The sequence below is a fragment of the Sinorhizobium meliloti genome, assembly GCF_017876815.1.
In the GTDB taxonomy this organism is placed as follows: domain Bacteria; phylum Pseudomonadota; class Alphaproteobacteria; order Rhizobiales; family Rhizobiaceae; genus Sinorhizobium; species Sinorhizobium meliloti.
Genome location: NZ_JAGIOS010000002.1, coordinates 1,159,003 through 1,173,530, shown reverse-complemented (window position 1 = coordinate 1,173,530; position 14,528 = coordinate 1,159,003). Strand labels below are relative to the sequence as shown.

At 63.6% G+C, this 14,528-nt stretch carries 15 protein-coding genes; all 15 read left to right on the top strand.

Annotation, left to right across the window (positions count from 1 at the left end; all coding sequences use genetic code 11):
- Positions 1 to 47: 47 nt before the first annotated feature.
- The 15 genes from JOH52_RS24420 to JOH52_RS24350 all read left to right on the top strand — a co-directional run bounded on the left by JOH52_RS24420 (position 48) and on the right by JOH52_RS24350 (position 14,527).
- Positions 48 to 767 (top strand): IclR family transcriptional regulator, encoded by a 720-nt coding sequence (locus JOH52_RS24420; protein ID WP_014527501.1) that lies wholly within the window; start codon positions 48 to 50, stop codon positions 765 to 767.
- Position 768: 1 nt separating this feature from the next.
- Positions 769 to 2,505: a hypothetical protein gene (locus tag JOH52_RS24415; protein ID WP_014530744.1), complete on the top strand. Its 1,737-nt coding sequence runs from the start codon at positions 769 to 771 to the stop codon at positions 2,503 to 2,505.
- Complete coding sequence (locus JOH52_RS24410; RefSeq protein ID WP_014530745.1) at positions 2,502 to 3,230, top strand: hypothetical protein; 729 nt, start codon at positions 2,502 to 2,504, stop codon at positions 3,228 to 3,230. The genes JOH52_RS24415 and JOH52_RS24410 overlap by 4 nt, the downstream gene beginning before the upstream one ends.
- A 13-nt stretch (positions 3,231 to 3,243) precedes the next feature.
- Positions 3,244 to 4,215: a membrane dipeptidase gene (locus JOH52_RS24405; RefSeq protein WP_014530746.1), complete on the top strand. Its 972-nt coding sequence runs from the start codon at positions 3,244 to 3,246 to the stop codon at positions 4,213 to 4,215.
- A 105-nt stretch (positions 4,216 to 4,320) separates the two neighbouring features.
- Positions 4,321 to 5,394, top strand: coding sequence for an extracellular solute-binding protein (locus JOH52_RS24400; protein WP_014530747.1), 1,074 nt, complete (start codon positions 4,321 to 4,323; stop codon positions 5,392 to 5,394).
- A 125-nt stretch (positions 5,395 to 5,519) separates the two neighbouring features.
- Positions 5,520 to 6,371, top strand: a complete 852-nt coding sequence (locus tag JOH52_RS24395; protein ID WP_014527504.1) for an ABC transporter permease — start codon at positions 5,520 to 5,522, stop codon at positions 6,369 to 6,371.
- On the top strand, positions 6,368 to 7,198 hold the full coding sequence (locus JOH52_RS24390; RefSeq protein WP_014530749.1) for an ABC transporter permease: 831 nt from the start codon (positions 6,368 to 6,370) through the stop codon (positions 7,196 to 7,198). Before JOH52_RS24395 ends, JOH52_RS24390 begins: the two co-directional genes overlap by 4 nt.
- Positions 7,199 to 7,213: 15 nt before the next feature.
- Positions 7,214 to 8,263, top strand: a complete 1,050-nt coding sequence (locus JOH52_RS24385) for an ABC transporter ATP-binding protein (RefSeq protein WP_014530750.1) — start codon at positions 7,214 to 7,216, stop codon at positions 8,261 to 8,263.
- A 30-nt stretch (positions 8,264 to 8,293) separates the two neighbouring features.
- The gene (locus tag JOH52_RS24380; protein WP_013850008.1) at positions 8,294 to 9,679 is read left to right on the top strand and encodes an aspartate aminotransferase family protein; all 1,386 of its coding nucleotides are present in this window, start codon (positions 8,294 to 8,296) and stop codon (positions 9,677 to 9,679) included.
- Positions 9,680 to 9,688: 9 nt separating this feature from the next.
- A complete protein-coding gene (locus JOH52_RS24375) occupies positions 9,689 to 11,152 on the top strand; it encodes an NAD-dependent succinate-semialdehyde dehydrogenase (RefSeq protein ID WP_014527506.1) in 1,464 nt (487 codons plus the stop codon).
- Between the two features lie 33 nt (positions 11,153 to 11,185).
- The gene (locus JOH52_RS24370) at positions 11,186 to 11,569 is read left to right on the top strand and encodes a RidA family protein (RefSeq protein WP_014530751.1); all 384 of its coding nucleotides are present in this window, start codon (positions 11,186 to 11,188) and stop codon (positions 11,567 to 11,569) included.
- 43 nt (positions 11,570 to 11,612) lie between these two features.
- Positions 11,613 to 11,993 (top strand): RidA family protein, encoded by a 381-nt coding sequence (locus JOH52_RS24365; RefSeq protein WP_013850010.1) that lies wholly within the window; start codon positions 11,613 to 11,615, stop codon positions 11,991 to 11,993.
- A gap of 203 nt (positions 11,994 to 12,196) precedes the next feature.
- Positions 12,197 to 12,967 carry a FadR/GntR family transcriptional regulator gene (locus tag JOH52_RS24360; protein ID WP_003525813.1) on the top strand — a complete coding sequence of 257 codons (771 nt, stop codon included), beginning with the start codon at positions 12,197 to 12,199 and terminating at the stop codon, positions 12,965 to 12,967.
- Between the two features lie 20 nt (positions 12,968 to 12,987).
- Positions 12,988 to 13,980, top strand: coding sequence for a TRAP transporter substrate-binding protein (locus tag JOH52_RS24355; RefSeq protein WP_014527507.1), 993 nt, complete (start codon positions 12,988 to 12,990; stop codon positions 13,978 to 13,980).
- 79 nt (positions 13,981 to 14,059) lie between these two features.
- Positions 14,060 to 14,527, top strand: a complete 468-nt coding sequence (locus JOH52_RS24350; RefSeq protein ID WP_003525807.1) for a TRAP transporter small permease — start codon at positions 14,060 to 14,062, stop codon at positions 14,525 to 14,527.
- Position 14,528 lies beyond the last annotated feature (1 nt).

Here is a 14,528-nt window from a genome sequence, read left to right as displayed (position 1 = left end):
GATGTCTTCTAATAGAAGACAAGAGGTTTTACGGAATTTTTGAGAAAATGTCGGTTCGCCCCTTATCATCGGTGCTCAAGACCCTCGCAGCGTTCGAGTGTATCGCCGCGGCACCGGAGCCGTTGCGCCTCGTCGGCATCGCGCGCCAACTCGGCGAAGCGCGGGGTGCGGCCCATCAGCGCCTCGTCACTCTGGTGGAAGCCGGATGGATCGAGCAGACGCCCGACGGCCGCTATCGTTTGACGCTTCGCATCGTCGGACACGCGGCCATGGCGCTCGAACAATCCAATCTCGGCGTGCGCTTTGCAGGCGTCCTGGAAGAGATGGTCACGGAGAGCGGTGAGACCGCCTCGCTCGCCGTTCTCGACGGAAAATCCGCCGTCATCGTTCGGCGGGTCGAGTCGCGCGGCGTCCTTCGCGCGGACCTTCGGATCGGAACGCAGCTCCGCCTCGATCGCACCGCCTTCGGTCGGGTGCTCGTATCGTTCTCGCGTCCGGAAATAGTCGACCGGCTGAGGGCGCAGGGCGTCGAACTGCCGGATGACGAGACCATCACCGGGGTGCGCAAGTGCGGCTACGCCATTTCGGAGGTCGAGGGGCCACGGACCGTATCGGCGGTCGCCGCCCCGATCATCGATGCGCAGGGCGAATGCATCGGCGCGCTTGCGCTTTCCGGCCCGTTCACAGGTTTCGATACTGACAAGTGCGCCCGGATCGTCGTCGCAGCAGCGGCGGCAAGCGCCGCGCGCCTGCGAGGAGAACAATGAAATGAGCGCCCTGAAGAAACCCGCGCCGGAGTCGGAGGCTCACCGCATCGCGCGGCTGATGCGTTCCCCGGCCGACATCATGAAGCCAGAAAAGCTCGCCGCCATCCAGCCTTCACGCATCAGCGCCTCACGCGCGCTGATGAGCCGCGCCGTTCGCCAGCGCTGGCAGATCCTATGCAAGCGCTTCGACATCGACGCCAAGGGCAACGGCGTCGCCGAATACCGCATCGACATCGGCGGCTGGCGCTTCAGCTTTCCCGTCTATTCATTCGAGCCCTCGCCGCACGGCCGTACGGGCCGCATCATCGGCCGGGCCTGGGATATGATGGGCGCTCTGGTTGAAGGCGACATGAGCGAGCGGGATTTCGAAACGACCCGAGCCGAGCTTCCGAAGCTCTATGAGGGCCGCGCCACACCCGCAACGTTGATCTGGTGCCGCTCCAACCGCAGCGGCCGCTTCTTCGAAGGCGCAAAGGCAGCGCTCCAGGCCGGCCGCCAGCCCAACGTCGCCGAGCTCGCCCAGACCTGCTACCTGATGCGCAATACCGGCCTCGACGGCAATGGTACCTTCGGGACCAAATCCTTCCTCGCCTATGAGGGCGATCACCCGCTGCGCTGGTCGCTCGCCGCCCAGATGCTCTGCGCTTATATGATGCGCGTCTTTGCCCAGGATCTCCTTGCCCATCTCGTCCGGCTCGAAGCCCCTGCCGCCCCGCAGATGGCGATCGAGCTTCGCCGCTTCCTCGGGGTCGGCAACGGCTCGGCGCTTGGCCTGATGCTCTTCGTCAACAATCACCCGCGCCTGATCGAGCGATGGCTGTTCATCCGCGAGGAGGCGATCGCACGTGCCAAGGCGCTCACACCGGACGAAGCGGGCTCGGAGATTGCCAAACTGCTGAGCCTTGTCGACAAGGCGATAACCTTCCGGTCCGAGGACCGCGTGCAGTACGAGAACGTCACGCGCTCCGATGTCGTGGCGCGGGAACTCGGCGTGATCCGCGACGCCGTTGCGAATTTGCTTGCCCGCTGGCAGAGCGGCAGCCGTTTCGAAAGCGAGCCCTTTGCCGAGCTTGCTGCGTCCCTCGAGTGCCGCGTCCATGCGGAAGCCATGGAAACCCTCCATTCCCTCCTCATAGAGCTCGTCGCCGAAGAGGCCGACCAGCTCGTGGAAGGCCTCGTCATCGATGAAGAGCTGACGGGCCGGCCGGAAATGCCGGTCGCCCGGCTGCGCGAGATCCTGAGAAATGACTACGCCTGGGCTTTCGGACTCGACCTCGATATCGAGTCCGCAATGCGATACGTCTGGTACAAATCGGTGTCCGCCGAGGAGCCGCGCCGCGGCCCCGCTGCGGAAGTCGGCGACAACGTCGTCAATCTCGGCCTCGACCTGCCACGGCTCGTGGTTGCCCTCGACCGCGACCTCGCCGCCGCCGATCCGACCCTCAGCACGGCCCGCTTCCTGCTTGCGCATCCCCAACACCGGGCGATCGCCACGCGCGTGCAGGCGCTTGCCGGCACCGGCCTCCACTCGCCGCATGCCGACATCATGAGCGGAGCCTTCACCCCGGCTCATATCACCCGCCTTCTCAATGTCGGCATCCACGGCATCGACAAGACCCGCGATTTCCTCGACCGCAACCTGCGCGGCGTTCTGTTCCACGGCGCGCCTGTTCCGGAAGACATTGCCGCCGGCAGCGCCGACGACCTGTGGTTCTACCCTTCGGAGCCGAGCCTATGAGTTCCTGCCAGTCCAACCTTCCTTCGAACCTCACTGTCAGCCTTCGCGAACTGCGGATGGTCTTCGAGCGGTTGATACAGGTCACGCGGCTCGACGCGGGCCTCGTGCCCTCGCTCAGGGATTGCGCCCTTTATTCCGCAGCGCTCGGCCTCGGCGGCTTCGGCCGCCTGGCTCACAACCTCGAGGCGGTGCGATCGGCAAATCCGCATGCGCTGAGCCTAACAGCGGACGCCGAACGCCTAACTGTCGACTGCGGCGGGCAGCACGCGTGGATCGCCGCCGATGCGGTGCTCGATCTCGCAGCGGAGCGTCTGCGCACGCAGGGTTCGGGGAGGGTCGAGGTCCGTAGCGCCACCGAAATCGGCGAACTGAGGGTTGTCGAGGCTCTTGCGCAGCGTTTTCGACTGCAAGCTGAGGTCGCCATCGACGAGACAGCCGGCTCTGCCGAGATCGTCGTCTCGCCCGCCCGGAAGGGAATGGATGTGACGGTTCTCGAAAGAATCCGGCGCAACGGGCTGACCGTCGATGCGGCTCTCTGGTGGCAGCTGTTCCACCGGTCCGCCGAAGCGCTCGCGCCGGATTCCTACGTGTCGCGCCGCCACGCCGGTCCGATCATCGTCGAGGCCGACGGCAAGGTCATCGGCCGGCAGGACGAGGACGAGACGGACCTCTCACTGCTGATCGCCGGCGCCGCACAGCACGGCACGACCGTAATCAATAACTGAGCTGGAAACGACGATGATCATCGATGCACTTCAATGCGGACATTTTAACCGCGAGTCCTTCGAGGCGCTGCGGCGGGGCGGCTACAGCGCGGTGACGCCGACGCTCGGTTTCTGGGAAGGGACGATGGAGTCTCTCGACTCGCTTGCCCGCTGGCGAGACATGGAGCGTGACAACGCGGACCTCATCCTTATCGCCAGAACGGCCGCCGATATCGAGCGCGCCGAAAGGGAGGGAAAGCTGGCGGTCGTGCTCGGCTACCAGAATTCCAACCTCTTCGAGGATCGCATCGCCTTCGTCGAATTCTTCGCCGAACTGGGCGTGCGCGTCGTGCAGCTGACCTACAACAACCAGAACGAACTCGGCGGCTCCTGCTACGAGGAGAACGACAGCGGGCTTGCCCGCTTCGGCCGCGATGTCGTGCGGGAAATGAACCGCGTCGGCATGCTGGTCGATCTCTCCCATGTCGGCGACCGGACCACGCTCGACGCCATCGAGTGGTCGGAAAAGCCCGTTGCGATCACCCATGCCAATGCCGCTTCGCTCTTCGCGCATAAGCGTAACAAGTCCGACAAGGTGATCAAAGCCCTTGCCGTGCGCGGCGGGGTCATCGGTTGCGTCGCCTATCGCAACATAACGCCCGATGCTGCCTGCGCCACCGTCGACGGCTGGTGTGAGATGGTTGCCCGCACCGTCGACATCGCCGGCATCGACCATGTCGGCATCGGCACCGACATTTCGCACAACCACACCCCGCGCGACTACGACTGGATGCGCAAGGGCCGCTGGACCCGCTCGGTCCAGTACGGTGCCGGCTCGCCTCAACGGCCTGGCGCCGTGGCGAAACCGGAATGGCTGCTCAAGCCGGAAAGCCTACAGGACGTGGCCCCGGCCCTGCTGCGCGTCGGCTTCAATCAGGAGGAGGCGAACAAGATCCTCCGGGGCAACTGGCTCCGCCTCTACGCGGAGGTCTTCCGGCCGAACTGACCGGATCCAAAATCCGAATTCAAAGAACAAGAAGAGCCGCCGCTTTAGGCGAGCGGCCACGGGAATAGCAGACAGACGACCATTCGACATCAAGGAGAACCACGAATGGAAATGTTCAAGAAAGCATCAGCCACGCCGCTATCGCGGCGCAAAGTTCTCGGCGCCGGGCTTTTCGGGGCCGCAATGCTGGCCTCACCTTACATCCGGCGCGCCAGCGCGGAGGAAAACGTCCTCTACGTCAACACCTGGGGTGGCGACTGGGAGGCATCCGTCAAAAAGTTCCTGTTCGGGCCCTTCACGAAGGATACGGGAATAGAGATCCGTACCGTCTCGCCGATTTCCTTCGCCAAGCTCGCAGCGCAGAAGACGACGGGCGTCTACGAATTCGACGTGACCACGCTCGGCGTCGCCGATGTCGCGCGCGCCAATGGCGCCGGCCTCCTCGAGACGCTGGAGGGTCACGTCGACACCTCCAAGCTTTGGGAAGGCGCCATCTACCAAAATGGGCTGGCAACGCATGGCTTTGCCACACAGATGGCCTACAATGCCGCGAAATTCCCGGAAGGCTTCAAGAACTGGTCCGACTTCTTCAATGTCGAGAAGTTTCCGGGTAACCGCAGCCTGCAGCGTCACGCCGCCCGCGTCCTTGCGATCGCGCTGCTTGCCGATGGCGTTCCGGCCGACCAGCTCTTTCCCTATGACCTCGACCGCGCCTTCGCCTCGCTCGACCGGATCAAGGACCACGTCCGCGTCTGGTGGACGGCAGGGCCGCAGGCGCGCCAGATTCTGACCGACGGCGAGGTGGACATGGCGGGGCTCTGGGACAGCGACGCTTTCGGCGCCAAGGAGGCTTCTAAGGATCCGATCGAGATCGTCTGGGACCAGGCCGTCGTCGACAAGGCCTGCTGGATCGTCGCCAAAGACAGCCCGCGTGCCGAAAACGGCTTCAAGCTGATCAGCCATATCGGCCAGAATGCGGAGGGACTGGCGAAGTTCTGCATTGCCGACCAGAACGGCCCGATGAACCCGAAATCCTTCGATTTCATTCCCGCCGAGGTCGCGGCCAGAATGCCGACCCATCCGGAGCACCTCGCCCGGGCCGTCATGCTGGACGGGGCGAAGCTGCTGCCCCAGCTTGACGAGCTTTCCACCCGCTTCGAAAGCTGGGTCGGCATCTAAGCCGCGCTCCGGTCCCGGTAAGTGCGGCCGGAGAATGCAATCTATCGGATAGGGTGCCGGCAATGCCTGCGCCGGTACCCGCCGTCCGCGACGGAGACCCTATCCGAGGGTAAAGGAGCAATGTCATGAAACTCCGGACGTCCCCGGTCCTCGTGGAAGGGCCCATGCCGCTGATGGCTCCGGCGGTGATCTTCCTTGCGCTCTTCTTTCTCGTTCCGCTTGGCTACGTGGTCTGGATGAGCCTATCGCAGCCGGTGATCGGATTGCAGAATTTCGGCCGGCTGCTGAATTCCAGTCTGTTCGCCTCGGTCCTTTACAACACGTTCAAGACGGCGCTCCTGGTAACGCTGCTGAGCCTTCTCTTCGCCTATCCGCTCGCCTATGCCGCGGCGAACGGCTCGAAGCGCTTTGCGACCTTCCTGCTGACGGTCGTCGCGCTCTCCTTCTGGACCAGCTATCTGGTGCGCACCTATGCCTGGATGGTCATCCTCGGCAATCAGGGGCCGGTGACGGCGCTCCTCTCTTGGTTCGGTTGGGACCCCACGCCGAAGATCCTGTTCACCACCTTCAGTGCCACCCTCGCCATGACCCACGCCCTTATTCCTTTCATGACCATGTCGCTCTTCGCCGTGATGAAACGGATCGACCCGCTCTATGTCCGCGCTGCGGAAAATCTCGGCGCGCACCCGTTTCGCGCCTTCGTCTCCGTCTATCTGCCGCTGAGCGCGCCCGGCATCGTCAATGGTTGCACGCTCGTCTTCATCACCTGTCTCGGCTTCTATGTCATGCCCGTCCTGCTCGGGAGCCCACGCGACCAGATGATCGCCGGCATCATAGGAGACCAGATCGAGCAGACCCTCGACTTCGGCCTCGGCTCGGCGATTTCGATCGTGCTTCTGGCGCTGACGCTCGCGGTCTATGCGCTCTACAACCGCTTCTTCGGCCTCGACCGGCTTTGGGCAGGAGGTGACCGATGAGCGTCTGGATCCGTTCTCTGGCAATTCTGATCGCCGCCTTCGTCGCGGCGCCGATGTTCATCGTCATTCCGATGTCCTTCAGCTCGGCCGCGTCGCTTGCCTTCCCGCCGCCCGGCTATACGCTTCAGAACTACGTCAACTTCTTCTCCGACCCGAACTGGACGCAGCCGTTGACCAACAGCCTGCTGATCGGCTTCGGCACGGTCTGCGTGACGATGCTCGTCGCCGTTCCGGCCTCTTTCACCCTGGTGCGGCACGTGTTCATCGGGCGCACGGTCTTTAACCTTCTGATCATGCTGCCGATGATCGTGCCCACCATCGTCATGGCGCTCGGCTACTACATCTATTTCGGGCAGCTCCGGCTGGTTCAGAGCTATCTCGGCGTGATTCTCGCCCACAGCTGCATCGCCCTGCCGATGTCGACGCTGATCCTGACCGCGGCGCTCAAGGGCTTCGACCGCTCGGTGGAGCGCGCCGCGATGAACCTCGGAGCTTCGCCGTTTGCGACCTTCCGGCTGATCACCTTTCCGATCCTGCGGCCGGCCTTCACCGTCGCCGGGCTCTTCGCCTTCATCGCATCCTTCGATGAGGCCGTCATCGCCCTCTTCATCTCCGGCCGCGACAAGGCGACCTTGCCGCGCCAGATGTTCAACGCCGTCCGCCAGGAGGCGGATCCGACCATCTCCGCCGCCTCGTCCTTTCTATTCCTGCTCGTTCTCGCCGGCGTCTGCATCTGGCTCGCGCCGCAACTCGTGCGCCGCCGCACGCGCCCTCTGGGCCAGGCCGACGGCAACGGCGCAGCCGAGCCGGCCGCCGCGGCATCCTGATTTTGGAGCATAGCCATGATTGCCCGTTCCCTCACCCTTCGCAACATCACCAAGACCTATGACGGCAGGCATATGGCTGCCGACGACGTTTCGCTCGACATCAAGGCCGGCGAGTTCGTCTCCTTCCTCGGCCCCTCCGGCTCCGGCAAGACGACGACGCTGATGATGATCGCCGGCTTCCAGCACCCGACAAGCGGCGAGATCCGCCTCGGCGAACGCGCGATCGACAACCTGCCGCCGCACAAGCGCAATATCGGCATGGTCTTTCAGAACTATGCGCTCTTCCCGCACATGACGGTCGCCGACAATGTGGGATTTCCGCTGCGCATGCGCGGCGTCGCCAAGCAAGACAAGGAGCGCCGTTGCCGCGAGGCACTGGCCAAGGTCGGGCTTCAGGGTTTCGAAGGGCGCGTGCCCGCCGAACTCTCCGGCGGGCAGCAGCAGCGCGTGGCGCTTGCCCGTGCTCTCGTCTTCGAACCGGACATCATTCTGCTCGACGAGCCGCTCGGCGCCCTCGACAAGGCGCTGCGCGAGCACATGCAGGTGGAACTGAAGCGCATCCACAAGGACCTCGGCGTCACCATGGTCTATGTCACCCACGACCAGTCGGAGGCCATGACCATGTCAGACCGGATCGCCGTCTTCAATCAGGGCCGGATCGAACAGGTCGGCACGCCGAACGAGATCTACCGCGCGCCGAAGACCCGCTTCGTCGCATCCTTCATCGGCGACAGCAACCTCATCGAGGCCTCCTCGCTGGGCAACGGAAGGTTCGACACGCCGGTCGGGATCGTCGAGGCGCGGAGCCGCCAAGCGGACCGCAACCGCCGGGCCGATCTGCTGCTGAGACCTGAAATGATCCGCATCGCCGAAACCTCACAGGACGGACGCCAGCCGCTGAAGATCGACAGCACGATCAACTATGGCGACAACCTGCTCGTCATCGGAAAGCTCGGCACGCAGCCAATCCGCATGCGGGTCCCCGGCGCCGATGCGCGCAGGCTCGAAGGCATTTCCGAATGCCACGTGACCTGGCGCGCCGAGGATGTCCACGTGATCGCCTGATCCGAACTCCGGTTGCCGATGGAGCCGCACATGAACGACCGTCCGAATTCCCTCCACGCTCTCGACAAGCAGAGCCTCGTCCACCCCTACACGAACCTGGCCGTGCATCAGGAAACCGGGCCGCACGTGATCACCGGCGGCGACGGCATCTATGTCGTCGACGACGAAGGAAAACGCTACATCGAGGGATTGGCAGGCCTGTTCTGCGCCGGTCTCGGCTTCAGCGAGCAGCGCCTCGTCGAAGCCGCGACGCGTCAGCTCAAAACGATGCCCTTCTATCATTCCTTCGCCCATAAATCGACGGAGCCGGGCATCAGGCTTGCGGAGAAGCTCCTGTCGATCGCGCCGGTCCCGATGTCGAAAGTGTTCTTCGCCGGCTCCGGGTCGGAGGCGAACGACACGGCGATCAAGCTCATCTGGTACTACAACAACGCTCTCGGGCGTCCCGAGAAGAAGAAGATCATCTCGCGCCGCAAGGCCTATCATGGCGTCACCGTCGCGACCGCGAGCCTCACCGGCCTGCCGTTCAACCACCGCGATTTCGATCTGCCGATCGCCAACATTCTCCATACCGATTGCCCGCACTACTGGCGCTTCGCCGAGACCGGGGAAACGGAGGAAGACTTCGCCACGCGGATGGCCAACAATCTCGAAGCGATAATCCTCGAAGAGGGTCCGGAAACGATCGCCGCCTTTTTCGCCGAGCCCGTCATGGTTTCAGGCGGCGTCATCACCCCGCCGAAAACCTATTTCGAAAAGGTCCAGGCGGTTCTCCGCAAATACGATATCCTGCTCATCGCCGACGAGGTGATCTGCGGTTTTGGCCGCACAGGCAACATGTTCGGCTCAGAAACCTACGGGTTAAAGCCGGACATGATCAGCTGCGCCAAGCAGCTGTCGGCGGCCTACATGCCGATCTCCGCCCTAATGATCAACGAGAAGATCGCTGACGCACTTGTCGACCAGAGCCGGAAGATCGGCACTTTCTCGCACGGTTTCACCTATGGCGGCCATCCGGTTGCAGCCGCCGTGGCGCTCGAAGCGCTGACGATCTACGAGGAGATCGACATCGTCGGCCATGTACGCTCCGTCGCCCCCGCTTTCCAGGATCGCGTGCGTAAGCTCGGCGAGCATCCGCTGATCGGGGAAGCGCGCGGCGTCGGCCTCGTCGCCGGCCTCGAATTCGTCAAGGATAAAGCGACCAGGGAGAATTTCCCGCCGGCTTGGCAGGTGGCAAACCAGGCCGGCAAGTTCGCGACCGCCCGCGGCGTCCTGACACGCGGCCTCGGCGACATGGTGAGCCTCTGCCCCGCGATGATCATCGATGACGAGCAGGTCGACGACCTGATGACGCGCATGGGGCTGGCGCTTGACGATACGCTGGCCTGGGCACGCGCGCAGGGACATGTCGGCTGAGGAAAGAGCATGAATCCGGAAACCACTGCAGTCCCCTATGAGCGCCTCGGCATACTGATCGATGGCCGCTGGATATACGAGGCAGAGCGGAGCACCGAGGTGGTGGATCCCGCGACGGGCCAGACGATTGCCCGGCTGCCTTTTGCGGCCGATGGCGAGATTGCCGAAGCCGTGGCCTCGTCGCAGCGCGCTTTCGAGAGCTGGAAGGATCGCTCGCCGCTCGAGCGGGGCCGGATCCTGCGCCGCTTCGCAGACCTCGCGCGCAAGCATGCCGACGAGATCGCCCGTAACATGACGCGCGACCAGGGCAAGCCGCTCAGCGAGGCGATCGGCGAGATCCGTTTCGCCGCCGACCATGCCGATTGGCATGCGGAGGAAGCGCGCCGCATCTACGGGCGGGTCATTCCCGCCCGCGATCCGCGCGTGCAGCAGATGGTCCTTCGCGAGCCGGTCGGGGTCTGCATCGCCTTCACGCCTTGGAATTTCCCCTTCAGCCAGGCGCTGCGCAAGGTCGTGGCGGCGCTTGCGAGCGGCTGCACCATCATCCTCAAGGGACCGGGGGAATCCCCCTCCTCCACGGTCGCGATCGGCCGGCTGATGCAAGAGGCCGGGCTGCCGGACGGCTGTCTCAACATCCTCTGGGGCGACCCGGCCCACCTGTCGGAGACGCTGCTGGCGGCGCCGGAAGTCAGAAAAATCTCCTTCACCGGTTCGGTCGAGGTCGGGAAGCATCTCGCGAGCCTTGCAGGCAGGCACATGAAACGGTCCACGATGGAGCTCGGGGGGCATGCACCGGTGATCCTCTTCGACGACGCCGACATCGAGGCGGCAGCCGATGCGCTTGCCGGCCAGAAGGTGCGTAATGCCGGCCAGGTCTGCATCTCTCCGACGCGGTTTTACGTGCAGGCGAAAGGGCACGACCGTTTCCTGGCACGCTTTGCCGAGAAGATCGCATCGACAAGGGTCGGCAACGGTTTCCAGGAGAGCGTACAGATGGGCCCGCTCTGCCACGGCCGACGCGTCGCTGCCATGGAAGGTTTCGTCCAGGACGCGCGCGAGCAGGGTGCCGAGATCGTCACCGGCGGCGAACGCGTCGGGAACGCGGGCTTTTTCTATGCGCCAACCGTGGTCGCCGCCGGCACCGACGAACTGCGCCTGATGAAGGAGGAGCCCTTCGGACCGATCGCCGTCGTCACGCCCTTCGGCGATTTCGACGAGGTGATCCGGCGCGCCAACAGTCTGCCCTTCGGTCTGGCGTCCTATGTGTTCACAGGCTCGAGCAGCCGTGCACAGAATGCCGCACGCGCTCTTGCAGCCGGAATGGTGAGCGTCAACCATTTCGGCCTGGCGTTGCCGGAGACTCCCTTCGGCGGAATCAACGACAGCGGCTACGGGAGCGAGGGAGGCTCCGAGACATTCGACGGGTATCTGAACACGAAGTTCGTCACGCGTTTCGACCAAATCCCGCAGTGAGCTATCCGACAACAGAAACGAGCGAGGAAGAGCATGTTTGAAGTCATCGATACCGGCGCCGATCCGTCGGATGTTCCGGTCAGCGAAGCGGTTCACGCCGGCGGTCTTTTCTGGTCCGTTCACGTCTCGGAGGACCCGGTCACCGGCGAGCCGGTCTTTGGCGACATCGAGACGCAGGCACGCCGCACGCTTCAGAACCTCGAAATCGCGATCAAGGCCGCCGGCGGGTCCCTCGCAAATGTCGTGCAAATGCAGGTGTTTCTCACCGAAAGAGCCGACGCTCCCGGCATGAACAGGATCTATACCGAGTTCTTCAGGGAGCCCTATCCGGTGCGCGCGACCGTGGTCGTCAAGGAGCTCATCACCCCGGGCCTGCGCGTCGAGGTCCTCGCCCATGCGGTGCTCGAGGGTGCTTGATCGCAGCGCACGGTCCGAATTCAGCAAGGCGGGAGGAACACGAATGTTCGAGAAAATCGAAACCGGAATTGCTGCATCCCGCGCTCCCTTGAGCGGTACCGTGAAGGTGGGCCGGATCGTGAGATCGGCCCACATAGCAAAGAACCCGGAGACCGGCGAACTCGTCACCGGGGACATCGAGTGCCAGGCGCGACAGGTATTCTCCAACCTCCGACAGGCGCTTGAAGCCGCCGGAAGCACGCTAGCCGCTGTCGTGCAGATACAGGTCTATCTCATCGACAGGGCCGATGCCCCGGGCATGAACAAGATATACCGCGAATTCTTCGCGCCTCCATTTCCCGTGCGGGCGACAGTCGTCACGGAGCTCCTTTCACCCGGCATCCGCCTGGAAATTCTCGCCACTGCGGTTTGCTCCCTGGATTGAGCAGTTCAAAGCGATAGCCCAAGCCGGCAGCACTCGTTGCTGCTGCAGCGCGGTCCCTCGCCGCACCTGAAATTCTTGTGACCCGCGCCCCTGCCCGGTTCGGTGCGCGACCATTCTCAACAAGTTTCCAATAATTCAAGCAGCGCGTCTTGACGGGCAAACGCATGTGGTGCTTACTGGTAATACCAGTTGGGACCATTTGCATGAACCCTGTGCTATCCGACAGTGCCGACGAACTTGCGGGAACGGAAAAGGTTCTCTCCTTCTTCCGGGAGCAGCTGTTGTCCGGTGCGCTCAAGGTGGGAGACAGGCTGTTGGGCGAGAGGGAGCTTTGCCTGGCCCTCGGCGTATCGCGACCGGTGCTGAGGGAGGCTTTGCGGTCGCTCGCCAATCTCGGCTTTCTCGACATCCGCCATGGCAAGGGCGCCTTCGTGCGCAAGGCCGACGTGGGCGTCTTCGGTGATTTCCTGACGTTCTGCCTCGCCCAGCAGCCCGACATGCTCGACGACATCATGCAGGCCCGTGTCGCGATCGAGTGCCAGGCCATCCGTCTTGCCTGCATCCGCGCGACGGATAGCGACCTCTCACGCATTGGCGGCCTGCTGACCCGGCTGATGGACACGCTCCACAACGCCGAAGACGGGGGTGCTGCGGACTTCGCCTTTCACATGGCGATCGTCGAGGCCAGCCGCAGTCCCGCGCTCGTCACGGTCTACCGCTCAATATCCGACCTTCTGAAGCGCAGCCATGTCCAGAGGCGCGCCGAAACGAGCGACGCGCCGGGCATCACCGACTATCTCGTGGAAGCCCATCGGGAGGTCTTCCTGTCCATTCTCGCGCGCGACCCGGACAAGGCCGACAGGATGCTGCGCGAGCATTTCGCCATCGGCGACGAGCTTCGGCGCAAAAGCTACATAGCTGCCTTCACCAGGAAGGGCGCGCCGCAGGAAGAGGAAAAAGAAGCAGACAGCTAGTTTTATCCAGGGAGGAGAGCATGCTGAACTTTCTGAAACATGGCCGGGTGGCCGGCGCCATGCTGGGAGCCGCATTGTTGGCCGGAGCCGCTTCCGCGACCGAACTGCGCTATGCGCATGTGGGCGCAGAGGGAGACATCCAGACGGTCTATGCGGCACAGGCGGCGGAGGGCATTGCGGCCGCGACCGGCGGCGAAGTCACCGTCACCGTTTATCCCGCCAGCCAGCTCGGCGGGGTCGCGGAAATGGTGGATGGCGTGCGCATGGGCTCGATCTCCATGGGCCATCATGATTTCGCTTCCCTCGCACGATTGGTGCCTGAGGTCGCGGTTTTCAACGCGCCTTTCATCTATCGCGACGGCGCCCATGCGCTCGCTGCGACGGACCCGCAGTCGTCGCCGGCCCTTCAGGCGATCAACGAGAAGCTCATCGCACAGGGCGTGCGGATCGTCGGGCGCATCTATCGGGGTGACCGCCACATCTCCTCCAACTTCCCGGTAAAGACACCGGCGGACCTTGCCGGCAAGCCTTTCCGAGCGGTCCCGCTCGAACTGTGGGTTTCCATGGTCAAGGGCTTCGGCGCGATCCCCACCCCGGTCGAAGTTGCCGAACTCCCGACCGCGCTGATGACGGGCGTGGTGGTCGGCCAGGAAAATCCACTGACCATGATCGCCTCCAACAATCTCAACGAGGTGCAATCGCATCTGTCGATGACGGGTCACATGCGCGCCGTGCTCGCCGTCTTCATCAATGAGGAAGTCTGGCAGGGATTGAGCGAAGAGCAGCGCACGGCTTTGACGAAAGTCCTCGACGAGGAGGCCCAGAAATCGCTGAAGATGGCGACGGAATCCGAGGCTGATCTGGTCAAGGAACTCAAGGGCCGCGGCATGACCGTCATCACGGAGGCCGAAGGACTCGACGTGGCGGCCTTCAGGGAAAAGGTCGGCGCCCAGATCGGGCAGGACTTCCCGAATTTCGCACCGCTCATCGAGCAGATCGAAGCGGTGAAGTAACCGACGAGCTGCAGGGGCAAGCCACTGTCCCTTGTCCCTGCAACGCCTGCATTTTTCAGTAAGAATGGGAGGGGAGAAGATGCGTCTGCCCGAACGTGTCCTGACGATTGTCGTGGTTGCCGTGATGGCGGGTCTGGTCATCGTTCCGACGGCTCAGGTCATCATGCGCAGCGTCTTCGGGCTGCCCTTCATCGGCGCGGAGGAACTGACGCGCTTCCTGCTCATCTGCCTGGTGTTCCTCGCCTATCCCCTCGTGGTCGGGCATGGCGAGAATATCGTCATGGGCGAGTTCAAGGCTGCAATGTCGAGGAAGGCGCGCGCAATCGTGAATGTCGCGATTTCGATCTGCGCGATCGGCGTCACGGGGTTCATCGGCTGGGTCACTGCCATGAATATCACCCGGAACCTGACCAACGCCACGCCGACCCTCGGCATCCCATTCTGGATATTTCTGGGCGCTACGCTTTTCGGTTTCGCGGGTGCGGCGCTCGTTCATCTTCTGCATCTGCGCAAGCCGCCGCAGGCGGACAAGAACGTCGCAGTCTGAG